The sequence below is a fragment of the Thermoactinomyces sp. CICC 10523 genome (assembly GCF_016055105.1).
Classification (GTDB): Bacteria; Bacillota; Bacilli; order Thermoactinomycetales; family Thermoactinomycetaceae; genus Thermoactinomyces_A; species Thermoactinomyces_A daqus.
The window spans coordinates 183,433-209,386 of record NZ_JAECVX010000001.1; the positions used below are offsets into that span (position 1 = coordinate 183,433).

The window sequence follows — 25,954 nt, forward strand, 5'->3', positions numbered from 1 at the left end:
CGGTCAAATCCACCTCTGAAAAAACACATATCCCATCATTTCCTTCCAGCGATTCCAGACTGACGGCTCGTTCATATACTGAACAACTAACGGAGCCGAACCAATCAGCTGATCATCGAGGAATATACGGGCAGTTCCCACCTGCATCCGATTTTGCTCCACCAGATGGAGCGGATACGTGATCACAGGTTCCACGGTAATCTTTTTCCGTTCATCCACGGTAAGCGGATATCGGTATGTAATTTCCGAGACGACGCGAAATTTCTGATCATCTTCTGTCATATATTCCTTCCGGAGCAAATCCTGTCCCTTGACAAGCACAGGCAGCAAATCGTAATGGTTAAAGCCGTATTCCAGCATGTTCATTGAATCTTTCCAATCATCCCCGTCATTCAGGGTGACGGTGATCAACTGATGTCCGTCCTTCGTTGCCGATGAAACGAGTGTCCTGCGCGCTTTCTTGGTATAACCGGTTTTCACTCCATCAGCCCATTTGTAAAAGCGGAGCATTTTGTTTTTGTTATAAAACTTGCGATGCCATTTTTCACCCGGCCAGGGAACCGTTTTGACCTCTGTCTTCACAATCTCCTGAAAAATGGGGTTTTTCAAAGCATAAGCGGTTAAAATTGCCAAGTCCCGGGCGGATGAGTAATGTCCCGGCATATCCAAACCGTGCGGATTGACGAAATGAGTGTGTACCATCCCCAAATAAGCAGCTTTCTCATTCATCATATAAACAAACCCTTCAAGAGAACCGCCAATATGTTCGGCGATTGCTACAGCGGCATCATTGCCCGATCGCAGCATGAGACCGTAAAGCAGGGTGCTTAATGGGATTTTTTCCCCCTGTTTCAGATAGATGGATGAGCCTTCCACTCCCGCCGCATCGGGGCCGACGGTCACGAGTTCATTCATTTTCCCGTTCTCGATGGCAATAATCGCTGTCATGATTTTGGTCAGACTGGCGATCAGCATCTCTTTATCCGCATTTTTTTGATAAAGAATCCTCCCTGAAGTGGCATCGTACAATATCGCTGCCTGGGCACCGGGGGCTAAATCCTGTTCAGCCCATGCTTGCTTGATCCCGGGTGATCCGTTTAAAAGCAACATAAAGAGGAGTATTCCGCATCCGACCCGTTTCAGCAACATGACTCACCCCGCTTTCAGTCTGGGTTTGTACCCATATATATGAAAAGGGGGACAAGAATATACAAATAAAAAACGACACTGCCTGAAAAGACTGTGTCGTTCTTCCAATCCTATTGCATCGGGGAATACCCGTTTTCTTGCCCCTGGTTCTTCTTGCGCCCGAGATTTTTAATCTGTTCAAACACGGATGGAGCCAAATCGATAATCCGGTCATATAAATGGGTGGTACCGTCCATGTTGAGCAGGCGGACTCCTTTTTCACCAACGACGATAAAAGCGACCGGAGTAATGGAAACGCCTCCACCGCTGCCGCCTCCAAAGGGGAATTTGACGCCGGCGTCATCCTCATTTTGGCCTTTTCCCTGTCCGCCTCCGTGCCCCCGGCCATCCCGGTCTTCTTCGACTCCTTTAAACTCGCTGCCTCCGGCGGCAAAACCAAAGCCCACTTTTGAAACGGGAATGATCACATGGCCGTCCTGCGTCTCCACCGGATCGCCGATAATCGTATTCACATCAACCATTTCCCGGATGTTTTCCATCGCTGTCTGCATTAAGCTTTGAATTGGATGTTCTGCCATGTTGTCCGTTCCCTCCCTGTCCGCATATGGAGTAATAAACGTTTGGCACCAAGGATAGCATGCCCAACCCGGAATCGGATTATACTGTGAAAATAGGTTTCCAAGACCTCACGATTAAATTCGGGGTGAATCGTTAACTGCGGGGCTTCCCTCCAACGGGTATACTGGCTGAAAAAACCGATCAACGTGGTTTTGATTCCCCATGCGACCCCCGTTAAAATGCCCGATTCCGCTGCATCACCCGTGCCGATTTTCGTCACCCATGTCAGCTTTTCAAAGGTGACTTTGCTTAAAAACCAGCGGATCGTTTTATGAAACTGGTCAAAACGCTCGACAAATTCGTGATAGTAAAAACGCAACCGTTGAAACGTCCGCCTGTTCAGCTTCACTTTTCCTTTTTCCTTCGCCATTTTGGCCGCGGTCGTCTGCCCTTTGACCGTTCCTTCCACCTGCATCCCTTCATCCATGCCTGTCCATTTCACTTCCGGAAGATTCACGCGGAAACGCACCAATCCCCCCAAGGCAGAAATCTTTATTTCACCTCTGTCATTTTTGTTTTCGCGCTTATATAAAATTTCGATTCGTACGCTGGTAAACCAGATAAGAACAACAAGAAGAACCAGAATTCCTGCCATGATGAGAAACAGAACCAACCCCATCACCTACCATATTCCGTATTTTTGGCAAGATGACCGGGATCTATACAAGAAATTTTAATCTTCTGCGGAATAGCGGCGAATGATCGTCAAAATCTCATCCGGATTCTCCGCATGAATGATTTTATCCACGTTTTCCTCTTCACGGAGCAGGCTGGCAAGCTCCGCCAAAGCTTTGAGATGGAGTTGGTTATCTTCAGCAGCCAGCACGATAACCAGATGAACCTCTTTCCCCATGCCAAAGAAAACGCTCTCTTTCAGACGCAACAAACTCATCGACAGTCGGTTCACACCCGCTTCCGGTCTCGCATGGGCAATTGCCACATGAGGAGTAAGTACAACATAAGGCCCCAGTTTTTCTATGATTTCAATCATCGCCGACACATATTCTTCGCGGATCAAACCTAGCTTCAGAAGCGGTTCCGCTGCCGATTTTATGGCTTCCTTCCAATTGCTCACAAAATCTTTCAATACAATCGTCTCTCGGGTGATCAAATGATGTAACAAGCGACGTTCTCCTCCTTAAAAAAGAACCCCCGGAAAACCCGGATGAACAAAAATTTCATATCTGCGCCCATCGTTTGCACCAAAAAACGGGCAACAACCAAAGGCTCTGTTTGACCTGATTCTCTTTTTTTGCCTTCAATCCTTCCCCATTTTCAATTAAAAAAGAAAACGGTTGCACGAAACCGAAAACCGAGCAAACCCCGGAAAGGAAGCGGGGTTCCCTGACTGGTTATCAGGAACTCAAAGAGGAAGAAGATGCCCTGCCAGCTATGCATTTTACAGAAAAAAGGGGCCGATGATGGCCCGCTAAAACAACTTTTTTAAATTTCGACCGAAGTCGGCTCTTCATCCCATTCATCCGGCCCGGCGGTCTCTTGGTCGACTTCCATTCCCAGACGCGCAAACAAATCGCGGCGGTCTTGTTCCCATTCCTGCCAATCGAAAATGGAATCGGCCGGCGGCAATTCATCGAGGCGATTAAGCCCGAAGTATTCCAGGAATTCTTTTGTAGTGCCATACAGGATGGGACGTCCCGCCCCTTCCGCCCTGCCGACATCTTTGATCAGCCCTTTGCGCTGCAACACCTGGATGACACGTTCGCTCTTGACGCCGCGAATTTCCTCAATCTCCATTCTCGTCAGCGGCTGACGGTAGGCCACAATCGCCAATGTTTCCAGAGCAGCCCGGGATAAACCGCTGCGGCTGGGCGCTTGAGCCAATTTCTCAAAGTACGGAGCGTGTTCGGGAAGCGTAGTCATCTGGTAGACTTGAGCCACTTTGACAATCTGGATGCCCCGTCCCGCTTCTTTCAGGTCAACACGCAGTTCATGAATCAGAAGTTCCGCCTCATGTTTAGACAATCCCGTTGCTTCGGACAGTTCTTTCAGGCTCAGTCCCTCGTCTCCTGCCGCAAAGAGCAAGCCTTCGATCACTGGTTTCATTTCCGGCTTCATCCTAGCTCACCCCGATCTCCAGTGGTTCTATCAATATTTCACCGAACAAGGTTTGTTGCCTGCAAACGATTTTCTTCAATTTCATCAGCTCAAGCAAAGCCAGAAACGTCGTTATCACCCGTTCTTTGCTGACCGTTCCCCAATGCAGAAGGTGGGTGAAAAACAGTTGCCCTTTTTGCAGCAATTCCTGATGAATCTCCTCCATCCGCTCGCTGACGGAAATCTCCTCCCGCGCGACTTTGGCCATCGGCTCCTGTGGCTGCCTGTTTTTCAGCGCCTCGACAAACGCTTGCAACAGATCATCGGGAGTCAGTCCTTCGACCGGGTTCACTTCAGGCGTATAGGGGGTGAGATCGAGCGGAGGTCGTGAAAATACTTTGCTCCGCTCCGCTTCCTTCTGCCTGAGCACTTCCCCCAAACGCTTGTAGCGCTTATATTCCAGCAGTCTTTCCACAAGCTCTGTCCGGGGATCGTCAAACCAATCCTCTTCTTCCGTCATCGAAAAATCTTCTTCGATCAGCTCCTGTTTGGGTAAAAGCATTTTGCTCTTGATGGCCAAAAGTGTGGCGGCCATCACCAAAAATTCGCTCGCTACTTCCAGCTCCCGCTCCTGGGCAGCCGTAATCACCTGCACATACTGATCCGTGATTCGTGCGATCGGAATCTGATAAATATCGACTTCCGCTTTTTCAATCAAGTGCAGCAGAAGGTCAAGCGGCCCTTCAAACATATCGAGTTTGATTTTTACATCCACCGCTCAATCCCGTCTTTCTTATCGGTTTAACTGATGCAGCAAATTTGCCATTTCGATTGCGCTTACTGCCGCTTCCCAGCCTTTGTTGCCCGCTTTTGTTCCTGCGCGCTCAATTGCCTGTTCGATGTTTTCCGTGGTTACAACCCCAAAAATGACAGGCAAATGGTGACGCAGGCTTGCCGCTGCCACCCCTTTGGAAACTTCGTTGCAAACATAATCGTAATGGCTGGTCGCCCCGCGAATGACGCAGCCCAAAGTGATGACGGCGTCATATTTCTTCGATGCGGCCATTCGATCGGCTGCCAACGGAATTTCAAAAGCCCCTGGAACCCAGGCGACATCGATGTTCCGCTCTTCTGCTCCATGGCGTTTTAAGGCATCCAATGCGCCTTCCAGCAGTTTCCCGGTAATAAATTCGTTGAATCGGCTCACCACAATCGCAAATCGTTTTCCTTCTGCAACCAGATTTCCTTCAAAAATGTTTGCCATAACAGTATCCTCCCACTTTACAGGTGCAACAGATGCCCCAGCTTTGTTTTTTTGGTTTCCATATATTTGCGGTTCACTTTGTTTGGCGGCAGTTCAATCGGGACAACCTCTACCACTTCGAGTCCATACCCTTTAAGTCCTGTAATCTTGCGCGGATTATTGGTCATCAGTCGTATTTTGCGAACCCCAAGATCACGCAGGATTTGAGCCCCGATTCCATATTCCCTGAGGTCATCGCGAAATCCGAGGCGCAAATTGGCTTCAACAGTATCCAGACCTTCTTCCTGCAATTTATACGCTCGCAGTTTGTTTAACAGGCCGATGCCGCGCCCTTCCTGCCGCATATATAAAAGAATGCCCGATCCCTCTTCTTCGATCTTCTGCAGAGCCGCGTGCAACTGGGGACCGCAGTCGCAGCGCATTGATCCGAAGACATCGCCCGTCAGACACTCCGAGTGAACGCGGACCAAAACCGGCCGGTCCGGATCGATCTCGCCTTTGACCAGGGCGACGTGCTCTTTGTAATCCACATCATTGGAATAGCCCACCATCGTGAATTCGCCGAATTCCGTCGGCATGCGAACCGACACTTCGCGATGGATCAATGTTTCTTTCTGACGTCTGTACTGAATCAGATCCTGAATCGTGATCAACTTCAGGTCAAACGTGCGCGCCAGCTCGATTAAATCGGGGACGCGGGCCATCGTGCCGTCCTCCTTGATCACTTCACAGATGACTCCGGCCGGATAAGCTCCGCAAAGCCGGGCCAAATCGACAGCGGCTTCCGTATGCCCCGCTCTTCTCAGCACGCCGCCTTCTCTGGCAATCAACGGAAAGATATGACCAGGACGGCGGAAATCATTCGGCCCTTTTTTCTCATCGATGAGTTGTCCAATGGTATCGGCCCGTTCAAATGCGGAAATACCCGTAGAGGTATTCATGGCGTCCACCGAAACCGTAAAGGCCGTACCGTGCCGGTCGGTATTGTGGCTTACCATCATCGGCAAGTCCAGTTCTTTCGCTCTTTTCTCTTCAAGTGGAACACAAACCAGTCCCCGCCCATGAGTGATCATGAAGTTAATCACTTCGGGCGTTGCTTTTTCCGCGAGTGCCACCAGGTCCCCTTCATTTTCCCGGTCCTCGTCATCGACAACAATAATGATTTTTCCTTGTTTCAAATCCGCAAGCGCTTCTTCAATCGTATGAAATGACATGTACTCTCCCCCCTTAACCGATAAACCCTGTCTCTTGTAATTTCTCCACACTCAAAGAAGTTGACGGGGAACCGGATCGTTTGTTCAGATGGTTAACAATGTACTTGCCGATCATATCCACTTCCACATTCACCTTGGTTCCAGGGTGGGCCTCACTCAGCATCGTCTCCTGAATCGTGTGGGGAATCACGGAAACGGTAAAGAAATCATCTCCCGTTTCAACGATGGTCAAACTGATGCCGTTCATGGCAACCGATCCCTTTTCAACCATATATTCCGTCAGATGCGGATCGACTTGAATGCGAAACAGAACCGCATTTTCATACGGTGTCCGGGCGACAATCGTCCCGACTCCGTCGACATGCCCCTGCACAAAATGGCCTCCCATGCGCTGTCCGGCGGCAACCGCCCGCTCCAGATTAACGGGAGATGAAAGGGTTAATTCATGCAGATTGGTCCGTTTCACGGTCTCCGGCATCACATCGGCGGTAAAATAATCCGCCCCCAACTCCGTAACCGTCAGACAAACGCCGTTTACGGCAATACTGTCTCCCAGTTTCGTCCCTTCCAACACTTTTTGACAAGTGATGGCGATCGTCATCGTGAGGGGCGTTTTCTTTATGTTTCGCACCCGGCCCACTTCTTCAACGATTCCAGTAAACATGTCACCCATCCCTTCCTGTCTCTTGGTCTACATATCCCATGATGAGAAAATCCTCGCCGATCCGTTCAATATCGAGGTCGCGCAACCGGACGGCATCGGCCATCCGCTGCGGATTGGATCCGGCGATGGCGGAACGGCTGTCTTTTCCCCCGAGCAACTTGGGAGCCAGAAAAGTAATCACTTTCTGCACATGTCCCCCGGAAAGAAAGGAGGCATTGATTTCACCCCCGCCCTCCACAAGCAAGGACAAGATTCCCTGTTCACCGAGAAAGGCCAGCATGGCATCCAAATCCACACGCGGACCGCGACCTGCCGTGATCACACGCACCCCCTTCTCGCTCAGACGCTTTTCAGCCTTGGGATCTTTGCGCTCGGTGGTAAAAATCCAGGTCGGTGCCTCGGCCACATCCGTCACCAGCGCATCGGGCGGAGTGCGAAGCGTGCTGTCCACAATGACACGCAAAGGATGATTGGCCGCTTCGCCACCCAGCCTTACAGTCAACCGGGGATTATCCGCCAGCACGGTTCCGCTCCCGACAAGAATGGCATCATACCTGCGGCGCAAATCGTGAACACGGGCTCGTGCTTTTTCTCCCGTGACCCATCGGCTGTCCCCGTTTTCGGTGGCAATCTTTCCATCCAGGGTGGTTGCCATTTTCAAGGCAACAAAAGGTTTGCCCGTGCGCCGATGGTGAAAATAAGCTTCATTCATGCGCAGGCACTCCTGTTCGAGAACGCCTGAAACCACCTCGATCCCGGCTTCGCGCAACCGGGCGATTCCTTGGCCTGAAACCCTGGGATCAGGATCAAGCGATCCGATCACAACCTTGCTGATCCCGTACTCAATTATTTTTTCCGTACATGGCGGGGTTCTCCCGAAATGGTTGCAGGGCTCCAGCGTAACATACAAAGTAGCCCCTTTCGCTTCCTCCCCTGCCATGTTCAGGGCGTGCACCTCGGCATGTGGCGTCCCAGCCCGCAAATGGGTCCCGACACCAACCATCCGGCCATTTTTTACCGCCACAGCTCCCACCATTGGATTTGGAGAGGTCTGCCCTTCCGCCGATCTTGCCAGATTGACGGCCAACTTCATCCAATGCTCATGTGTTTCCATGGGTCTCTCCTTACCTTGAGAAAATAAAAAACCTCGAATTCGCTTGAAATTCGAGGCAGAAATCGGAAGAAGCAGGCGGTGTACCGTTCAATATCAAGGCATGCAGAAATAAACCTTTAACCTCCGCTTTTAAAAAACAGCGATCAAAGGGTACACCAGTCCCATTCATCCTTCTCCCATCCAGACTATACTGTCGGCTTCGGAGTTTCACCGAATCCACCGCAAAAGCGGGTCACGGGCTGAGATCGCAACGAATCGCCATCATCACCGCCGGTCGGGAATTTCACCCTGCCCCGAAGGATGCAAGATACAATCATTCAATTGTTCACCTTCTATGAATGAGTATAGCCCAACAAGAAAAAAATGTCGAGCGCGTGTTCATGTTGCCATTAAAAAACGGGAAGGAATCATCCTTCCCGTCTATTATTCCATTCCATCTTTAATGGGTGATCCCCTCTTCAGGAATCAATACCGGCCGCTTTTTTCCCCAAGGGGTGCCAACTTGCATGCAGAGATAGGAGAGAACGCAGAAAAAGACCGAAATAATCGTGCTGTGAACCATTTCCGGCACCAGCTTCCCTCCTGTCAAAATGATGATGACACCACTCACCGCCTGCAAGGTAATCAAAATCAGCGCCATGATGCTTGCACGCACCAGGTCTGTTCGCGCCCGATAACTCCGCAGGACCAAGATCATGAACAGGAGAACGAGAATCCAGAGGGAAAACGCCCCAAATCGGTGCAACATCTGAATCCCCGCAAGTGAACTGAGATTGGGAAGATAAAGGCCACCGCAAAACGGGAATGAATACCCACAAGCCATGGTCGCATCGGTATGCCGAACCAATGCCCCGGTATAAACAATGACATACGTATAAGCGGAAAGTGCCCAAACGGCCGTTTTCATCCGCTGTGAAACCGGGGAGACTTTCTTCCCGACTGTTCCCTGCCTGTTCTGGAAGAAGTGGACGGTCAACAGAACCACACTGGCAAAAGTAATGAGAGAAAAACCGAAATGGAGCGCCAGCGCGAAGTTTTTGGAAAAGGTTTCCTCAAACACAACTGTCAACGCTCCCAAGGCACCTTGCAAAACGACAAAAAACAGGCTCATCCCGCTTAAGATTTTCGCCCGCTGATCCTTTTTAAACCGGAACCAGATCCACACCGTCAGCAGCAGGATAAAAAACCCATCAATTCCCGAAATAATCCGGTGACTATATTCAATCACAGTATCGACCGGCATCGACTGCGGGATGAGTTGTCCATGGCAAAAAGGCCAGGAACCGCCGCACCCCCGGCCCGATTCAGTCGCGCTCACGATCGCTCCCATCAATACCATCAAATATGCGCCCATTGACGTGAAAACCGCCAAAATGCGCAGCAAACGTTGTTCGTTCAAGATAACTCCCCCCTAATCAAGAGGCGATTCGCCTCTACCATCTTACCACAGTCTGAACCTGGTCGTTTAATTTTCAGGAAACAGGCACAAACTTCTCACAAATGGGGAGGATGATGCCTCAATGCCCTGGGAGGGATACCACGGAAAAAGCTGCTTCGCGTTCCATTGCCGCAGCATCATCGAACTTCCCTTCAACTCCTGATCATTTCAAGCTCCGCTGCCGGAGCGTTTTTTAAAAGACGCTTCGGAATCACATCATGGGAGATCAGATCTTCATACGTTTCCCTCTTCACAACCAATTCCGCCTGCCCGTTTTGCACAAACACGACAGCCGGCCGTGGGAAACGGTTATAGTTGCTCGACATGGAGTAGTTATAGGCACCCGTACAGGGAACCGCCAGCAAATCGCCTTGTCTCACCGCAGGAAGAGGCAGATCCCAAATCAACATATCTCCGCTTTCACAGCATTTTCCGGCAATCGAGACCACTTCTTCCGCCTCTTCCAGCGCCCGGTTGGCCAAAAACGCCTCATACTTCGCCTGATATAAAGCCGGACGAGGGTTGTCCGTCATCCCCCCGTCGACAGCCACGTATTTGCGCACCCCGGGAACTTCTTTCACCGTGCCCAGCGTATACAGCGTCGTTCCCGCCGTTCCTACAATCGCCCTGCCCGGTTCAATCCAGATCTCCGGCAGGAAGGGGAGACCGGCAAATTGCTTTTTCATCGCGTCCGCAATTATGTTTACATACCGTTCGACCGGTTGGGGATGGTCATTCTCATCATAGCGGATGCCAAACCCGCCGCCCATATTGAGCACTTTCGTTTCAAAGCCAAACTGTCCGTAGCTGTCCTTGCACAACCCGGCCATCTTTTCGGCTGCCAGTTCAAATGCTTCCGTCTCAAAGATTTGTGAACCGATATGGCAATGAAACCCTTCCAGACAGAGATGTCCAGCCTCTTCCGCCATCCGAACACCTTGGAGGGCCTGGCCGCTTTCCAGATCGAATCCGAACTTGGAATCGGCCTGACCCGTTTGGATATACGCATGTGTATGCGCCTCCACTCCCGGGCTCACCCGGAGAATGACGCGGGCCACTTTGCCCTTGTTCGCGGCAATGGCCTCCAGCATCTCCAATTCAGTGAAATTGTCTGCCACAAAGAGTCGAATCCCGGCGTCCAGCGCCAGTTCGATCTCTGCCGGGGATTTATTGTTTCCATGGAAATAGATTCTCTCTGCCGGCATTCCGGCCCGCAGTGCGGTAAACAATTCCCCTCCCGAGACGACGTCGAGCAGCAATCCCTCTTCATCGACCAGCCGGCACATGGCAAGTGTGTTGAAAGCTTTGCTCGCATATGCGACCCGAAAGGGAATCATCGTCTCTTTTGCCGCTTTGACGAAATTACGCATCCGGCTGCGAATCCAGGCCTCGTCCATCACGTAAAGCGGCGTGCCAAACCGTTTGGCCAGTTCCACCGCATCGCAGCCGCCGATTTCCAAATGCCCAGCTTCATTGATTCTGCTTGTTCCGTGCAGGTACATGCTACCGACTCCTTAATTTATGTTTATCCACTACTATACGACAAATTGAAGCAGAAATAAACAGAAACTTTTTGCCGCTTTAATTAATTAAAGAGCCGGTAAGAATGCCGATACAGACCGGTTCCTTCGCTTATGGACGGGACGGGGTCTTCGGAGCGCGCCGATAGTGATCCAGAATCAGTTGCACCGCCTTGGTGGTAACCGGAGCCCCCAGTTCCACGCCGTCCTTGCGTCCCATCTTCCCTATATCCCCGATTCCCACAACAAAGGGAACGGCAACTTCATTCAACACTTCAACCGTATCGCCGAAAATCCTGAGAGGGTGGCGGTATTGGGGCCGGCCGAATTTATCCACGCTGTTCGCTGTGAGTTGTCCCCAGCGGTTCACCGTGACATGGACAGGGGTTCCTTTGCTGTTTTTGCAGTTTGAAGCTACGGCGATCGCCCCCAGCACTTCAATGTCCGGATGTGTCGCCACATATTTCAGCGCCTGTTCGCCCACCCCTTCTCTTGCCAAACCGCAATCATCAAACATGACCAATACAGGATCATTCGCAGCCTGTTTAATCAATTCCACCAGTTCCGGGCCGCTCAAATGGCTCGGATTTCCCGCCGACAATGAAATGCAGCGGCCTCCGACCCGCCGTGCCGCCACCTCCAGGCTTGTCTTGGCTGCCTGATCTCCGTCCGTCACCAGGATTACTTGCCTTCTTTCCATAATATCAACCTTTGGGTTTAAAGATCACAGCCGTTAAAAAACCAAAGATAATCGCTGCGGAGATCCCGGCGCTGGTGATCTCAAAAATGCCTGACAATACCCCGATAAGTCCGTGCTTTTTTGCTTCCATCAATGCCCCGTGCACCAGCGCGTTGCCAAAACTTGTGATCGGGACAGTGGCCCCGGCCCCGGCAAATTGAATCAAAGGCTCATATAAACCCAAGCCATCCAATACCGCTCCTGCCACCACAAGCAAACTCAGAGCATGAGCCGGCGTCATATTTGTTCCGTCAATCAACAGCTGCCCGACGACACAGATCAATCCGCCGACGAGAAAAGCCGCCCAAAATGAACCCATTAGCAATTCACATCCTTTCATTTAAAACTCAAAAAACAGCCATTCAAACAAAGAACCAGCCACTTTCCCCATCGTCATGGCCATAATCAGGTAAACGAGGTGCACCTGCATCTTCAGCCGTTTGGCCATAATGGGAATCACATTGACCACCTCGGTCAAGGCGGCAGCCAGCATACCGATGAAGATCCCCATAAACACCCCCACCACACCTGCAATTACGCGTGGCAAGGAAAAAGAATAGTCGCGAAAATCCACCCAGGTAAAAAAAACGACGCCGAACACAATCGCATACTCGTACAGCATAATCTTACGGAACGTCCGCGTCATTTGAACGAGCCGCGGAACAATATCCAACACGGTGATAAAGGCGACGAAACCTCCGCCGACGGCAATTCCGCCGGACAGGCCAATCACCATCAGAATCAAATCAATCAGGATTTGCATGGGTCGTTCGCCCCATTTTTTGTTTTTCATCATGGATAATGTATTGTTCCATTGCTTCCTGATACAAAAACACTTCCAGTTCCATCGGACTGGGTTCTTCATTGAAACGGCGTTTGAACAAGCGGTTAAAAAACAGAATCATGCCTGCCCCGATGCCGATCGAATAGGGAATTTGCAAAAGCAACGGATGTTTGTCATGAATTCCTGTCAACATATAATAGATCCGGGCGTGCACCTCTTTCATGCTCACATCGGCATGGAAGTTCATGATCGCCAGTCCGGAACCGATAAACAGAATGAGCATCACAATTGCCACCGGCAACCGTTTCGGCATCGGATCCGGGGTTTTGATCTCGATCAGGGTTTGTGTCGGCCCTATGTGCCACACATCCAGCTCCGGTTGCCTCTCTTTGATCAAACGCATGATGTGAACAGCATCAACCAAAGCGTAATTTCCATTCTTCAATGAAGCCGTATGAACAGGCAGGTTTCCCAGATACCGGTATGGTTCATCCGCCACCAATTGACAGATATCCTTTAACCGGATGACTTGCTCCGGATCAACTTCGATCTTTTTCCTCAATCTCACATATACAGTCGGCTTCACGGGAAACCTCCTTTCCACCAAGGATGATCCTTTAATAGTATGCTTCTTTTTGACAAGAATATAAAAAAGCACCGTTCTCGGCGCTTTCATTGACTTCTGTGAAAATATGCGTTTCCCTGACCTTCCCGTGCATTTTCCACACGTTCTCATGTTTCTCTGCTCAGATCAAGTTCTTCCCGCATCCGGGCGATGATCTTCTTCTCCAGACGGGAAACCTGAACCTGGGAGATTCCAAGCCTCTCGGCCACCTCCGATTGGGTTTGGTCCTTGAAAAAGCGCAGGTAGACAATGAGCTGTTCCCTTTCGGACAAACGGTGAATGGCCTCTTTAATGGCCAGCTTGTCAAACCATGACGTAACCGGTTCATCGGCAATCTGATCCATCAGCGTAATCGGGTCGCCGTCATTTTCATAAACCGTTTCATGAATAGAGGCCGGAGCGCGATTCGCTTCCTGCGCGAAGACGATCTCTTCCGGCTCCACCCCGATTTCCGCGGCAATTTCCTGGATGGTCGGAAGCCGGTTCAGCTTCTTGGAAAGCTCATCTTTCGCCTTGCGCACTTTATTGGCCATCTCCTTGAGCGAACGGCTCACTTTCACCATCCCGTCATCGCGTAAAAAACGCTGAATCTCACCGATAATCATCGGGACGGCATACGTGGAAAATTTCACATCATAGCTCAGGTCAAATTTATCGACGGCTTTCAGCAAACCGATACAGCCGATTTGGAAGAGATCCTCGGCCTCGTAGCCGCGATTCAGAAAACGCTGGACAACGGACCACACCAGACGGATGTTGTGGCTGATCAGACGGTTTCTCGACTCCATGTCCCCTTTTTGACTGTCGAGGATCAGTTGTTTCACTTCATCGTCAGAGAGATGGCTCAACTTATGGTTGCGAATGTCTGCTTCCATGGACATCCCTCAATTCGCCAACGACTTTTGCCGGCTTTTCAGATATTTAACCATATGAACCGTCGTGCCGTGTCCCGGCTTGGAATGGATGATCACTTCATCCATAAAATTTTCCATGATGGTGAAACCCATCCCTGACCGCTCCAGCTCAGGCTTGGAAGTATAAAGGGGCTGCCTGGCCAAATTGACATCGGAAATCCCCACACCTTGATCGGAAATGGTAATGCTGACGCGCTCCCCATCGATTTCCGTGCGGATGCAGATGATTCCATCCCGCTCTTCATACCCGTGAATCACGGCATTTGTGACCGCTTCGGATACCACCGTCTTGATATCGGTCAATTCCTCCACCGTCGGGTCCAATTGCGAAACAAAGGATGCCACGGCCACGCGGGCAAATGCTTCATTTTCCGATCGACTGGAAAACTTGAGTTCCATCACGTTTTTTCCCGACTCTTTCATGACGCCACCCCACAAGCGAGAATCGCGCTATGTTCATCTTCGTATGTAGGTACAATCTTGAATAATCCCGACATTTCCATCAGGCGGTGCACGGACGGTTGAATCGAGCAGAGCAACATTTTCCCTCCCAGTTGCGATACTTTTTTATAACGGCCGAGAATCACCCCGAGACCGGAGCTGTCCATAAAATCGAGATCGGCCAAATTGAGCACCAGATGGGAAATCGACTCCTGTGCCAATTCGCGCTCGATGGTATTTCGCACTTTTTCCGCCGAATGATGGTCCAATTCTCCCTGAAGCCGGACAATCAACACACTTTTAAAATGCTTTACTTGAATATTCAGGCTCATAACCGTACTCCTCTCTCTGTTTTAATCCCCTATTTCTACACCCTTCTTTGCTCTTCCTCCCCGGCAGAAAATAACAAAAAAATCGAGGATCTCCGACATCAAACGGAACTCCCCGATCCGCGTTGTTAATCTTGTTCCCTGATATTGCCCGGCAGATAGAATACGTCTTTCAATACTTGTTTCAGCGAGGACCAAAGATTCGCCTTTTGTACATCGACCGCACTGACCAGTTCCAATTCCGCCTCTACCTTCCCGTCCTTGAGAAATTGGACTTTTCCCAGAACGTCTCCTTTGGAAATGGGAGCCTTTAATTTTCTCCATTCCCATTTTTGCTGATAGTCGCTGATCTTTTCTCCCTTTTCCATCAACAGGCTGAACGGCTGGTTGGCGCGGATGCGAACCACTCCCGGGTCTCCTTTTTCGATCGCTTTTTCGGCAATGACAGCTCCTTTTTTATACAACAAGTGACTTGTATAGCGGTTGAAAGCATAGTCCAGCATATCCGAGACTTCCTTGTTGCGCGTTTTTGCATCCGGTTCGCCCATCACCACAGCGATGACGCGAAGATGTTTCCGCTGGGCGGTTGCCGACAGGCAAAATCTCGCCTCGGAGGTAAATCCTGTTTTCAGCCCGTCGAGTCCGGGATAAAAACGAACCAATTTATTGGTGTTTACCAGCCAGAACGGTTTTTTGCTGTTTTGTCTGAGGTAATCCTGATAAACCCCGGTATACTGGGTAATGCGCGGATGTTTCAACAATTCGCGCGAGATGATCGCGATGTCATAAGCGGAGGAATAATGATTGTCTGCCGGCAGGCCGTTCGAGTTTTGAAAATGGGTATTTTTCAACCCCAATTCACTCGCTCTTTTATTCATCATCGCGACAAAATTTTCTTCCGTCCCGCCGATATATTCAGCCAAAGCGACTGAAGCATCATTTGCCGAAGCGATCGCCACTCCTTTTAACAGATCATGCACACTCATCTGTTCGCCCGGTTCCAGGAAGATTTGCGTTCCGCCCATGGAGGCGGCGTATTCACTCACCCGAACCTGGTCCTTCAGGGATATCTTTCCTTCATCCACCGCTTCCATCACCAACAACATCGTCATCAATTTCGTGATGCTGGCAGGGGGCAACGGTTTGTGGCTATTCTTCTCAAACAGCACCTTACCCGTGGATGCATCGATCAACACCGCAGATAAGCTGTTTGGCGCCAGATCCGTTTCCGCCCCTTCAGCAAAGGCGGTCGTATGCGCAAACATCAATGGCAATGTTACACTGATGGACAAGATGAACCTGCTGAACTTTTTCAGCATTCCACATTCCCTCCTATGCAGCAGTGTTCTTAGTGTGAGCAGGCGTTTGGAAAATTATTCCCAAAAAATATCCCAAGTCTTTTTGGATAACCCGGGGACGGAAAAAAGCCTTCCCCACTCAGCAGGGAAGGCCTTTTTCTGATTGAGATTATTTGACTTTCGACAGTTCGACCCATGCTTCTGAGTCATTTCGGTTTGCCTTTTTCACAACAAGTTTTACTCCGTTGTAAGGCAAAATTTTTCCTCCGTCGGGGTTGTACGGGCTGCTGTAATCATTCCCGTCAAAAAATACGGGCACACCCGGCAGGGAATCGTATTTCATGTATGAATCCGGATACGTAATATCAATTGGCACCGTCGGCTTCCAGCCAAATGCGGCATCCGCCAGCTGGTAGCGAGTCGAGCCGACCGTTCCGTCGTTCCAATAAAATCCGAACTGATGGGCGTCGACAAGTCCGAGGAAGCCTTCGCCCGGATGGAGTCCGGTCATGTTGTCATCTCCCCAACGCCCGTCGTAATACCAGACGAGCATTCCGGGATTATAGACCAGGAAGCTGTTGTTGCGGCGGATATGGGCCAATCCCTGATCCACACCGTTGTGGTTCCGCCATTCCACAAGATAATAGTTCGGGAATGGGATTTTGGAACCGTCAAACACTTTAAACCCGTCCAAGGTAAATTGCGGCGTGCCTTCGGCATCATCGTGGAACAGCGTTTGGCCGTTGTCCGACACGTCGATATTATCCACATAGAATCCTTCTTTGGCCAGACCGATGTCCGTCACATACTCAAACGTCAATTGAATCTTTTTGCCGGCAAAAGGGGTCAGATCAATTTGGTCATTCACCCATTTTCCATCGGTTGAATCGGTGTATTCCTTGACTGTGACTGGCTGGTCCGCACCATCTGCTTTCACCTTCAGATACAGGTAATCATAATTTGCCTCAATATCTCTCCAGGAATCAAAGGAAAGTTTGGGTGATTTGGCATTGGTCAGGTCAATCACCGGAGAAGTCATACTGGTATCAAGCGAATTTCCTTTGGTGGAGAAATACGATTTTTTGCCCAGCGGCTGGGTTGGCGGATCGACCAGACGATCAGGCAGGTCGATTTTCAGCATTTTTCCGCGCTTGGTATTCGCCACGGCTTCTTTCAGGGGGAATGTCCGGTGACCGTGGAAATTCTTAAAGTCAATCACGGTTGGAACCGGCCAGTTGCCACCGTAGGTTTCATGGAAGAACAGTTTGTCGTAAGGGCTGAACCCCGTCGGCTCCGTTCCGGGAACCTTGCCCGCCCAACTGCCGTAAGACATGATGGACCAGGCTTCCACAGGAGAGCCCGAACCGGTGTAACCCGTGTCGTATTCATCGGGCAAACCCAGGTTATGGCCGTATTCGTGGGCAAAAACACCTGCTGCCCCGTCTTCGGGTTGAATGATGTAATCATACGCTTTTAGTTTTGTTCCGGGGATTGGTACAGGTGCCTGTCCGATCACCGAACGGTGGGACCAGATCGCATCGGGGCCCAACTGACCGCCGCCCGCTTCTTCACCCATGCCGGAGTGGACGATCATGAGGTTGTCCAGCAAACCATCTGGTTCCATTACATTTCCGTCACCGTCGAGGTCGTAGGGATCACGTTGATCGTACTCTGACTCATGGCCGGCAATCAGCTTGCCCACTTCCGTCAGTGTTTCCTTGACCAGATCCCGCGGACGGGCGTCGTTATCTTCGTAATCCCCGACTTTTATGTGTTCCCCGTAGTATGCGGCATTGTGCTGCGCTTCAATCCACGGGGTGATCTTCCCGGAAATCGACCAGTAGCCTGCCGACTGTTGCTGGTAATACTGGGTGAAAGAAATCAGTTTCTTGCCATCGTCCGTGGTATAGCCGTCTTTGCTGAAGAGCAGTTTTTGATAATGCTCAGGGCTGAAATCCTTGGTCCAGAGGGATGTGCCGTCATCGTTCGGCGGAATCTGATTATGTTTGAGATCCGGAAACTCGATCAGAGCGACCACGGCATTATCGGAAAAATGATTCTTACCTGTCTTTTTCGTCGACTCCTCTTTGAATCCGGCAACTTTCTTGTCCATTTTCTTCTGGAAAGCTCTTCTGTTTTTGAACGCCCGCTTACCAAAAGAAGATGACGTATCGATTCCGTCTGTTTTGCTGAACGGGGTCTTTCCACGAGAAACATAGTTTTGAACCGCTTTTTCAATTTCCTCCGGCGAAGCGTCTTTGCTTAATTTCCCGCGATCCTTGAGCGACTTGATCAATGCTTCTTCATTGACAACGGCCCAATCCGTGTCAGCATTGCTCCGTTTCAGCCCGGACGAAGGTTCGGACGACTGGGCAAAACCCACCATCGGCGCTGTCGTCATCGTCCCGAGGATCAGGGATGAACAGAGCAGGGCGATGACTGACTTATTGAACTTCATACCGCTCCCCCTTCTCTAAACAAATAGAAAAGACAATACAATTATAAATGAATTTAGTATTTTTTCAATATATATTTTTTAGACCTGTTAATAAGCCCCATACTGTATGTATTCATGGAAGGATTTTGGGAAGCCGGCAGGGACTCAATCCCCGACAGGCTCCTGTAAACAAACTGATCCGTTTATATCCTGCTGCTTTTCTCCTTCCATTTCCGCTCTGCCTCTTTTCCCATCTTTTTCAACAGGTCAATCAGCTTTTCCTTTTCTGCCGGAGTAAGTCCGCTGACGGCTTCGTGCAGATTTTCCGCATGCTTTGGGGCGATTTCCTCTATGGTCCTTCTCCCTTTCTCCGTCAGTTTTGCATAGATGACGCGGCGGTCGGTCTGGCAAGGTTCCCGAATCACCAATCCAGCTGCCACCATTTTATCAACGACATAGGTGACTCCCCCGCTGACCAGAAGCAGGCGGCTCCCGATTTCATTCAGCTTCTGCGGCCCTTTATGGTATAAAAGTTCCAATACGGCGAATTCCGTCGGGTTAAAGCCAAACTTTTTGCAAGAACCGAAGGAATGGGTGGAAACACTTGAATAGGAACGCGCCAAAACACGCAATAAATGCATAGATTGTTCAATTTCTCCGTTCTTGATCAAGACCACATCCTTTAAAACGAGTTGTTGTAATTTGACAAAACATAGCCGCAAATTATATAATTATCACAAAATTTATTATATCAAATTTGAAATAATAGTCAATGAAGGAGCGAATCGCATGAAAATATTAATATTCAGCGGCAGTCCCCGCAAAAACTCCAATTCGCAGAAAGTGGCCGAGACCGCCTTCCATTTTTTTAAATCCAGAGGCATCGATGTGCTGTTGTATGATTTGAGCGCTCACGTATTGCCCATATTCAACGGAGAAGAAGAGACCTTTGCCCATCCGGAAGTAAAGCATCTGCAAAAAATCGCGGAGCAGGCGGACGGCTTTTTCTTTTGCACACCCGAATATCACAACGGGATCAGCGGCGCCTTAAAAAACGCGCTTGATTTTTTGAACCGAAGCCATTTTGATCAAAAGCCGGTCTCGCTCACGGCGATCAGCGGCGGGGGCAAAGGGGGGATTAACGCCCTCAATAATCTGCGCCTGGTGATTCGCGGCGTCGGGGGACTGGTGCTGCCAGGCCAATGCGTCGTGGATAAAACCGATCTTGACGACACGGGTGCTGTTCATGAAGCCGTCAAGGAACGCTTGGCATCAGTCACAGAAGAATTGATCCACTATACTGCCTTGTTGCAAAAAAAGCAATCGACTGCAACTGATTGAAAAGGCTTACATCATATACTGAAACCTCTTTTCGTCCAAATTCGGGGATGAAAAGAATCGGATGAGGATCAAGGTCCCTCTTCTTCCTTCGTTTCCAATGACCTGGCCTGGTGCCCTGCTTCCGGCAAACGTTAAGAAAAAGCCACAAGGAGCGATCTCCCCCCCTTGTGGCCGAAACCATTAAAATTAAAGCGCTTTCATTTTTATGGGAGATAAAATTTTTCAGTCATATTCGCAGTAAAAGCCGACCCGTCCGGCGCCGTATATACCTTCATGCTTTTGTTCACTTTTCGCATCAGGAGCGGCAGTTGATGATGCAGAATGCGAGTGGATAATTGCTTGGCAAGATAAAGGCCGAATGATTCCGTCGACGATCCGCGCAAACGCAGGGAGGTTCCCTGAAGCAGGGATGGTTCCCTTTTCAACAGTTCAATCGCCAGTTCATGGCCGTCCAGCGCAGCTTCTCCCCCCGATTGTCTTGCTGCCTCCAGGATCTTCAATACTTTTTCCTCCAGACCCAACTCTACCCAGTAATCCATGGAGATCCCTCCTTTGCCTCTGCTGCACGGGCTGAATTTTCAAAAAACGACTTCGAGTCAGGCAGGCAAATTTGTTCCCTTTATGTATATTTCGGCAAATCTTCCTTCTTCCCTCTTTTGCCTTTTTTAACGGGAAAAAAGCATAGTGATTGCTAAAAATAATTGCATTTTTTCTCATAAAAAAATCCAGCCCTCTTCAGAGGGCCGGATTTATCTTTATTTACAGCGGGATGACGCCATCTTCCGTTACAATCGAACGAATTAATTTCGGAGCCGAAACCGGAGTGGTACCGATCGGGATCGCCTGGCGCATCCGCTGCTTCACCTCCTCCAGCGCTTCGGTTCTGTTTACATAAAGGGAAGCCAGCGGTTCTCCCTTTTGCACGCTGTCTCCGACTTTTTTATGCAACAGGATGCCCACTGCATGGTCGATTTGATCTTCTTTTGTGGCCCGTCCTGCCCCCAATTTCATGGCACAAAGCCCTACTTCTTCAGCATGAATTGTCTGGACAATCCCATCCTGCTCCGCTTCGAGCGGAATGATTTTCCCGGGCTGCGGCAACGTCTCCGGTTGATCAATTTGTACCGGATCCCCGTGTTGGCCGACGATAAATTCTTTCAGTTTGGCCAGGGCTTTTCCGCTGCGGATCAGTTCTTCCAGCGTTTGCCGGGCGGCTTTGCTATCAGGGTATTCACCCGAGAGAACCAGCATCTGCGTTCCCAGCACCAAGCAAAGCTCGGTCAAGTCGGCCGGTCCGTTCCCTTTCAACGTATCAATCGCTTCTTTTACCTCGACGGCATTTCCGACGGCGTACCCAAGCGGCTGGCTCATGTCACTGACAACCGCGATCGTCTTGCGTCCTACATGTTTGCCGATCGCCACCATCGCCTGGGCCAGGCGGACAGCATCTGCTTCATCTTTCATGAAAGCGCCTTCCCCTGTTTTTACATCCAGCACGATCGCATCGGCACCGGCTGCGATCTTTTTGCTCATAATAGAGCTGGCGATCAGCGGAATTGAATCGACTGTTGCAGTGACATCGCGCAAAGCATACAGCTTCTTGTCAGCCGGTGTCAAATTGGCTGTCTGTCCCATCACCGCCACTTTGTTGCGATTGACGAGCTCGACGAACTCTGACGTGGCCAATTCGGTTGAAAAACCGCGAATCGATTCCAGTTTGTCAATGGTACCGCCTGTATGTCCCAGGCCCCGGCCGGAAAGTTTGGCCACCGGAACCCCGGCAGCAGCCACCAGCGGTGCCAATACCAATGTCGTCGTATCACCGACACCGCCCGTGCTGTGTTTATCCACCTTGATGCCTTGGATTGCGGAAAGATCGACCTGGTCGCCGGATTCCACCATCGCCATCGTCAGATCGGCGGTTTCTTTTTCAGTCATGCCTTGGTAAAACACGGCCATCGCCCAGGCCGACATCTGGTAGTCGGGAATCCTTCCGGAGGTATAACCTTGGATCAACTCCCGAATTTCATTGGTTTCCAACGTTTTTCCATCTCTTTTTTTGCGAATGATTTCCACGGTACTCATCTTTTGATCCCTCGTCCATCCTTCGTTAATCACGCCTGACGCGTTGCTGACAACTTCGGCGGGAAAGCATTCCCTTCCTTATTACAATCGATCGAGAATCCCTTTGACCAGGCCAATAAATTTTTCCTTGACCCGTTCGGCCGTTTCCATGACCTCCTCGTGGCTGAGAGGCTGGGGCAGAATTCCGGCGGCCATGTTGGAAATGCAGGAAATTCCCAGCACGCGAATCCCGGCATGCCGTGCAACAATCACTTCCGGCACGGTTGACATGCCTACCGCATCTCCACCAAGCGTCCGGATCATGCGAATCTCGGCCGGAGTTTCATAAGAAGGGCCCAAAACGGCGGCATAAACCCCTTCCCGCAGGGAAAAACCTTGTTCTCTTGCCACTTGCTTCGCCAAATCGCGCAATTCCGGATCATATGCGGTTGACATATCCGGGAAGCGCAGCCCCAGTTCCGGATCATTCGGGCCAACCAGCGGATTTTTAAACATGAGATTGATATGATCCTTAATCACCATTAAATCACCGGGATCATATGATTCGTTTACACCTCCGGCAGCGTTGGTAACCAGGATCGTTCCAACCCCCAATTCTTTCATAACCCGAATGGGGAACGACACCTTTTCCGGCTCATGCCCTTCATAGAGATGAAAGCGGCCGGCCATCACAACAACGGGCTTTTCATTCAAAACGCCGATAATCAGCTTGCCGGCATGTCCCTCCACGGTGGAAACCGGAAAGTGCGGAATGTTTTCATAATCGATGGAAACAGCGTTCTGAATCTCTTCCGCGATCACTCCCAAACCCGAACCAAGAATTAAACCGACAGCAGGTTGAATCGAGATTTTGCCTTGAATAAATTCGGCGGCCTCTTTGATATGTACACGAGAGTAACGCATGATCGTGTTCCTCCTCTTTTCTCTGTATCCGTTTATTGCAGCTTGGTGGTATTGCCCCCTGACCGCCCCTTATCTCATTTCCAATGGCCGGTCAGAAGGGCCTCACTCCGCTTACGAGTTTGTGAAGGCTTTCATCCTCAGGTTACGCGAGTTGACGTGACCGTCGTTATTCCAGTTCATTCAAAAAGCTCCGGCCGATCGGCGGTGCCTGGACGGCAAAATTGTGGGCAATGGTCGCCCCGACATCGGCGAAGGTTTCCCTCACTCCCAGGGATTTTCCGACATCAGCCAGTTTTTTTCCGTAAACCAGGAGCGGTGTGTATTCCCGTGTATGGTCCGTCCCATGATGAGTGGGGTCATTTCCGTGATCAGCTGTAATAATCAGCAAATCATCTTCGCGCAACGCAGCCAATATTTCCGGTAGACGCCCATCAAATTCTTCAAGTGCTGCCGCATACCCTTCCGGATCACGGCGATGTCCGTACTTGGCGTCAAAATCGACAAGATTGACAAAGGCCAGCCCGTCAAAATCTTTTTCCAACGTACGGAGCAATTGATCAACGCCATCCATATTCGATTTGGTATGTATGGCCTCGGTTACACCTTCCCCTGCATAGATATCGGAAATTTTTCCGATAGCAATCACATTTTTGCCGGCGTCCTTGAGATAGTTGAGAACCGTCGGAGCCGGCGGTTTTACCGAATAGTCACGCCGGTTTGCCGTCCGCGTAAAATTGCCCGGTTCCCCGACAAACGGACGGGCAATGACGCGGATCACCGAGTAGCGGTCATCCAGTGTCAGCTCCCGTGCAATCTCGCAAATCCGATACAATTCATCAAGCGGAACCACTTCTTCATGTGCGGCGATTTGGAAAACGCTGTCAGCCGACGTATAGACGATAAGCGCGCCGGTTTTCATATGTTCCTCGCCCAACTCCTTGATGATTTCAGTGCCGGAAGCGGGCTTATTTCCAAGTACTTTACGGCCTGTCCGCTCTTCAAAAGTCTTGATCAGCTCTTCGGGAAATCCGTTCGGGTAAGTTTTGAAAGGTTTGTCCGTATAAATGCCCATAAATTCCCAATGGCCTGTTGTCGTATCTTTCCCCTTTGAGATTTCAGCCATTTTGGCATAATAGGCGGCCGGCTTTTCCACCGGATTCACCCCTTGGATCGGAGCGATATTGCCAAGCCCCATTTTTGCCAGATTGGGCAGATGAAGACCTTTTTTGTAATCAGCTATATGTCCGAGCGTATTGGCCCCCTCATCGTCAAAGGCAGCTGCATCGGGCAAAGCGCCGATTCCGACACTGTCAAGAACGATCAGCGCGATTCGAGAAAAACGATTCATTCCATTCACTCCTTCATACCTGCACTGAAAAAAAAGAACCGACGACGCTTTTTGCTCACATCGTCTCGGCCTTATCAGTGAGTTGGGAGCAAAGCTCCCTTTCATAGTTTGTCACTGATCGACAAAAAGTGCAACATTTTCCGAACGTTTCATTCCCCGATCCAATAAAATTCTAGCAATCGCTCTTTCACTTCCTCCAGAAAGGATGAAGGACTGCTTCTGTCGGCATAAGCAAACACTTTGACTGCCCCGCCCGCCGGTTGTTTATACATAAAATCCGGCTTGAAGAGAGGAGTCAAAAAAGAAATCAACTGGTACAACAACAAAGTGAACAGGATGAACAACAGGATGAATTGACACCAATCTTTCAGCTTGCGAAGCGAGATTACCATAAAGATCGTCCTTTCCTCATATTGGTATAACCTATGGAAAAGGACGATCTTTTATGAGAAAATCTCCGGGGCATTTAAACCACTTGGCGCCCCATTATCTCATTCAGCGATACATACGGCAAGTTCAGACTCTCTGCAACGGCCTGGTATGTAACCTGCCCTTTGTACACATTGACTCCCCGGGCTAACGGGCGGTTTTCGGAAATAGCCTTTTCCAGGCCTTTGCTGGCGATTTGCACGGCATACGGAATCGTCACATTGGTCAAGGCAAAAGTAGATGTCCGGGGAACGGCGCCCGGCATGTTCGCAACAGCGTAGTGAACGACTCCGTATTTGACATAAGTCGGATCGCTGTGAGTGGTGACATGGTCAATCGTTTCGATCGAACCGCCCTGGTCGATTGCCACATCGACGATGACTGCCCCTTCCTGCATTTCTTTCACCATCTCCTCGGTGACCAGATGCGGGGCCCGGCGTCCGGGAATCAGTACCGCACCAATCAGCAGATCCGCCTGTTTCACCATTTCGGCAATATTATAGCGATTGGACATGAGTGTGTGCAATCGGCCGGCAAACAAATCATCCAGCTGGCGCAAACGGTCGGCATTAATGTCGAGGATGGTAACATTGGCTCCCATTCCCAAGGCGATTTTGGCAGCATTTGTTCCCACTGTTCCCCCGCCGATAATGACAACATTTCCCGGAACAACCCCCGGAACACCACCGAGAAGAACTCCACGCCCTCCTTGAGGCTTTTCCAGAAATCTGGCACCGATCTGCACCGACATCCGCCCGGCCACTTCGCTCATCGGGGTGAGCAGCGGAAGCGAACCGTTGTCCAATTGCACGGTTTCATAGGCGATAGCGGCCACATTTTTATCCATCAGCGCCCTCGTCAGTTCCGGTTCGGGAGCGAGATGGAGATAGGTGAACAAAATCAGATCCTCACGGAAGTATTCATACTCTTCGGGTTGCGGTTCCTTGACTTTTAAGATCATCTCCGCGTTGTTCCATGTGTCCGAAGCAGATGGTGCGATCTTGGCCCCGTGTTCTGCAAATTCCTCATCTTTGAAACCGCTTCCTTCTCCGGCGCCTTTTTCGATGATCACCTCATGACCAGCCTGTACCAGGGCATCAACGCCCCCCGGGGTGATGGCCACACGATATTCATTGTTCTTCACTTCTTTGGGCACACCAATTCTCATCAAACTTCCCCTCCTTCTGTTGCTGAATTATTTATTTCTAGGATGCAACAGCTCACCTTTTTTAAACAAAAACGTGA

The 25,954-nt window shown here is 50.2% G+C and carries 29 protein-coding genes and 1 riboswitch; of the genes, 1 reads left to right on the forward strand and 28 read right to left on the reverse strand.

Annotated features, from left to right (window positions below; all coding sequences use genetic code 11):
* Positions 1-3 precede the first annotated feature (3 nt).
* From I8U19_RS00950 to I8U19_RS01055, 22 genes are all read right to left on the reverse strand, one after another.
* A complete protein-coding gene (locus I8U19_RS00950) occupies positions 4-1,149 on the reverse strand; it encodes a D-alanyl-D-alanine carboxypeptidase family protein (RefSeq protein ID WP_198054949.1) in 1,146 nt (381 codons plus the stop codon).
* Positions 1,150-1,259: 110 nt separating this feature from the next.
* The gene (gene ytfJ / locus I8U19_RS00955; RefSeq protein WP_033101462.1) at positions 1,260-1,727 is read right to left on the reverse strand and encodes a GerW family sporulation protein; all 468 of its coding nucleotides are present in this window, start codon (positions 1,725-1,727) and stop codon (positions 1,260-1,262) included.
* Positions 1,700-2,386: a DUF2953 domain-containing protein gene (locus tag I8U19_RS00960; RefSeq protein ID WP_232331169.1), complete on the reverse strand. Its 687-nt coding sequence runs from the start codon at positions 2,384-2,386 to the stop codon at positions 1,700-1,702. Before I8U19_RS00960 ends, ytfJ begins: the two co-directional genes overlap by 28 nt.
* Positions 2,387-2,440: 54 nt before the next feature.
* On the reverse strand, positions 2,441-2,890 hold the full coding sequence (locus I8U19_RS00965; protein WP_033101463.1) for a PTS sugar transporter subunit IIA: 450 nt from the start codon (positions 2,888-2,890) through the stop codon (positions 2,441-2,443).
* A gap of 320 nt (positions 2,891-3,210) precedes the next feature.
* Positions 3,211-3,831: an SMC-Scp complex subunit ScpB gene (gene scpB, locus I8U19_RS00970; protein WP_081943917.1), complete on the reverse strand. Its 621-nt coding sequence runs from the start codon at positions 3,829-3,831 to the stop codon at positions 3,211-3,213.
* 13 nt (positions 3,832-3,844) lie between these two features.
* Positions 3,845-4,597 carry a segregation and condensation protein A gene (locus I8U19_RS00975; protein ID WP_033101465.1) on the reverse strand — a complete coding sequence of 251 codons (753 nt, stop codon included), beginning with the start codon at positions 4,595-4,597 and terminating at the stop codon, positions 3,845-3,847.
* An 18-nt stretch (positions 4,598-4,615) separates the two neighbouring features.
* Positions 4,616-5,086, reverse strand: coding sequence for a 6,7-dimethyl-8-ribityllumazine synthase (gene ribH, locus I8U19_RS00980; RefSeq protein WP_033101466.1), 471 nt, complete (start codon positions 5,084-5,086; stop codon positions 4,616-4,618).
* 17 nt (positions 5,087-5,103) lie between these two features.
* Positions 5,104-6,300 (reverse strand): bifunctional 3,4-dihydroxy-2-butanone-4-phosphate synthase/GTP cyclohydrolase II, encoded by a 1,197-nt coding sequence (locus I8U19_RS00985; RefSeq protein ID WP_033101467.1) that lies wholly within the window; start codon positions 6,298-6,300, stop codon positions 5,104-5,106.
* A gap of 13 nt (positions 6,301-6,313) precedes the next feature.
* Positions 6,314-6,964 (reverse strand): riboflavin synthase, encoded by a 651-nt coding sequence (ribE, locus tag I8U19_RS00990; protein WP_033101468.1) that lies wholly within the window; start codon positions 6,962-6,964, stop codon positions 6,314-6,316.
* A gap of 1 nt (position 6,965) precedes the next feature.
* Positions 6,966-8,078, reverse strand: coding sequence for a bifunctional diaminohydroxyphosphoribosylaminopyrimidine deaminase/5-amino-6-(5-phosphoribosylamino)uracil reductase RibD (gene ribD / locus I8U19_RS00995; protein WP_198054951.1), 1,113 nt, complete (start codon positions 8,076-8,078; stop codon positions 6,966-6,968).
* A 164-nt stretch (positions 8,079-8,242) separates the two neighbouring features.
* A riboswitch (FMN riboswitch) is annotated at positions 8,243-8,383 on the reverse strand.
* Between the two features lie 134 nt (positions 8,384-8,517).
* Complete coding sequence (locus I8U19_RS01000) at positions 8,518-9,477, reverse strand: COX15/CtaA family protein (RefSeq protein WP_198054952.1); 960 nt, start codon at positions 9,475-9,477, stop codon at positions 8,518-8,520.
* 191 nt (positions 9,478-9,668) lie between these two features.
* Positions 9,669-11,018 carry a diaminopimelate decarboxylase gene (lysA, locus tag I8U19_RS01005; protein WP_198054953.1) on the reverse strand — a complete coding sequence of 450 codons (1,350 nt, stop codon included), beginning with the start codon at positions 11,016-11,018 and terminating at the stop codon, positions 9,669-9,671.
* Positions 11,019-11,148: 130 nt separating this feature from the next.
* On the reverse strand, positions 11,149-11,736 hold the full coding sequence (gene spoVAEA, locus I8U19_RS01010; RefSeq protein WP_081943913.1) for a stage V sporulation protein SpoVABEA: 588 nt from the start codon (positions 11,734-11,736) through the stop codon (positions 11,149-11,151).
* A gap of 4 nt (positions 11,737-11,740) precedes the next feature.
* Positions 11,741-12,094, reverse strand: a complete 354-nt coding sequence (gene spoVAE, locus I8U19_RS01015; protein WP_033101471.1) for a stage V sporulation protein AE — start codon at positions 12,092-12,094, stop codon at positions 11,741-11,743.
* Positions 12,095-12,115: 21 nt separating this feature from the next.
* Entirely contained in the window at positions 12,116-12,538 is a 423-nt protein-coding gene (locus I8U19_RS01020; RefSeq protein ID WP_198054954.1) for a stage V sporulation protein AB, read from the reverse strand.
* Positions 12,522-13,145 (reverse strand): stage V sporulation protein AA, encoded by a 624-nt coding sequence (locus I8U19_RS01025; RefSeq protein ID WP_033101473.1) that lies wholly within the window; start codon positions 13,143-13,145, stop codon positions 12,522-12,524. Before I8U19_RS01025 ends, I8U19_RS01020 begins: the two co-directional genes overlap by 17 nt.
* A 146-nt stretch (positions 13,146-13,291) precedes the next feature.
* On the reverse strand, positions 13,292-14,059 hold the full coding sequence (gene sigF, locus I8U19_RS01030) for an RNA polymerase sporulation sigma factor SigF (RefSeq protein WP_033101499.1): 768 nt from the start codon (positions 14,057-14,059) through the stop codon (positions 13,292-13,294).
* A gap of 9 nt (positions 14,060-14,068) precedes the next feature.
* Positions 14,069-14,521: an anti-sigma F factor gene (spoIIAB, locus tag I8U19_RS01035; protein ID WP_033101474.1), complete on the reverse strand. Its 453-nt coding sequence runs from the start codon at positions 14,519-14,521 to the stop codon at positions 14,069-14,071.
* Positions 14,518-14,871, reverse strand: a complete 354-nt coding sequence (spoIIAA, locus tag I8U19_RS01040) for an anti-sigma F factor antagonist (RefSeq protein WP_033101475.1) — start codon at positions 14,869-14,871, stop codon at positions 14,518-14,520. The genes spoIIAB and spoIIAA overlap by 4 nt, the downstream gene beginning before the upstream one ends.
* 125 nt (positions 14,872-14,996) lie before the next feature.
* The gene (locus I8U19_RS01045) at positions 14,997-16,187 is read right to left on the reverse strand and encodes a D-alanyl-D-alanine carboxypeptidase family protein (protein WP_033101476.1); all 1,191 of its coding nucleotides are present in this window, start codon (positions 16,185-16,187) and stop codon (positions 14,997-14,999) included.
* Positions 16,188-16,335: 148 nt separating this feature from the next.
* Positions 16,336-18,624: an immune inhibitor A domain-containing protein gene (locus I8U19_RS01050; protein WP_198054956.1), complete on the reverse strand. Its 2,289-nt coding sequence runs from the start codon at positions 18,622-18,624 to the stop codon at positions 16,336-16,338.
* A 182-nt stretch (positions 18,625-18,806) separates the two neighbouring features.
* Entirely contained in the window at positions 18,807-19,274 is a 468-nt protein-coding gene (locus tag I8U19_RS01055; protein ID WP_033101477.1) for a MarR family winged helix-turn-helix transcriptional regulator, read from the reverse strand.
* A gap of 118 nt (positions 19,275-19,392) precedes the next feature.
* Here I8U19_RS01055 and I8U19_RS01060 point away from each other — a divergent pair, with 118 nt between their 5' ends.
* Entirely contained in the window at positions 19,393-19,944 is a 552-nt protein-coding gene (locus tag I8U19_RS01060) for an NADPH-dependent FMN reductase (RefSeq protein ID WP_033101478.1), read from the forward strand.
* A gap of 203 nt (positions 19,945-20,147) precedes the next feature.
* On the opposite strand, the gene I8U19_RS01065 is transcribed toward I8U19_RS01060, so the two are convergent.
* From I8U19_RS01065 to ald, 6 genes are all read right to left on the reverse strand, one after another.
* A complete protein-coding gene (locus tag I8U19_RS01065; RefSeq protein ID WP_033101479.1) occupies positions 20,148-20,483 on the reverse strand; it encodes a hypothetical protein in 336 nt (111 codons plus the stop codon).
* A 220-nt stretch (positions 20,484-20,703) separates the two neighbouring features.
* The gene (locus I8U19_RS01070; protein WP_033101834.1) at positions 20,704-22,029 is read right to left on the reverse strand and encodes a pyrimidine-nucleoside phosphorylase; all 1,326 of its coding nucleotides are present in this window, start codon (positions 22,027-22,029) and stop codon (positions 20,704-20,706) included.
* An 81-nt stretch (positions 22,030-22,110) separates the two neighbouring features.
* Positions 22,111-22,932, reverse strand: coding sequence for a purine-nucleoside phosphorylase (locus I8U19_RS01075; RefSeq protein ID WP_033101835.1), 822 nt, complete (start codon positions 22,930-22,932; stop codon positions 22,111-22,113).
* Positions 22,933-23,098: 166 nt separating this feature from the next.
* Positions 23,099-24,280, reverse strand: a complete 1,182-nt coding sequence (deoB, locus tag I8U19_RS01080) for a phosphopentomutase (protein WP_198054957.1) — start codon at positions 24,278-24,280, stop codon at positions 23,099-23,101.
* A gap of 149 nt (positions 24,281-24,429) precedes the next feature.
* Positions 24,430-24,672, reverse strand: coding sequence for a DUF4227 family protein (locus tag I8U19_RS01085; protein WP_033101837.1), 243 nt, complete (start codon positions 24,670-24,672; stop codon positions 24,430-24,432).
* A 74-nt stretch (positions 24,673-24,746) separates the two neighbouring features.
* Positions 24,747-25,877, reverse strand: coding sequence for an alanine dehydrogenase (gene ald, locus I8U19_RS01090; RefSeq protein ID WP_033101838.1), 1,131 nt, complete (start codon positions 25,875-25,877; stop codon positions 24,747-24,749).
* Positions 25,878-25,954: the final 77 nt, after the last annotated feature.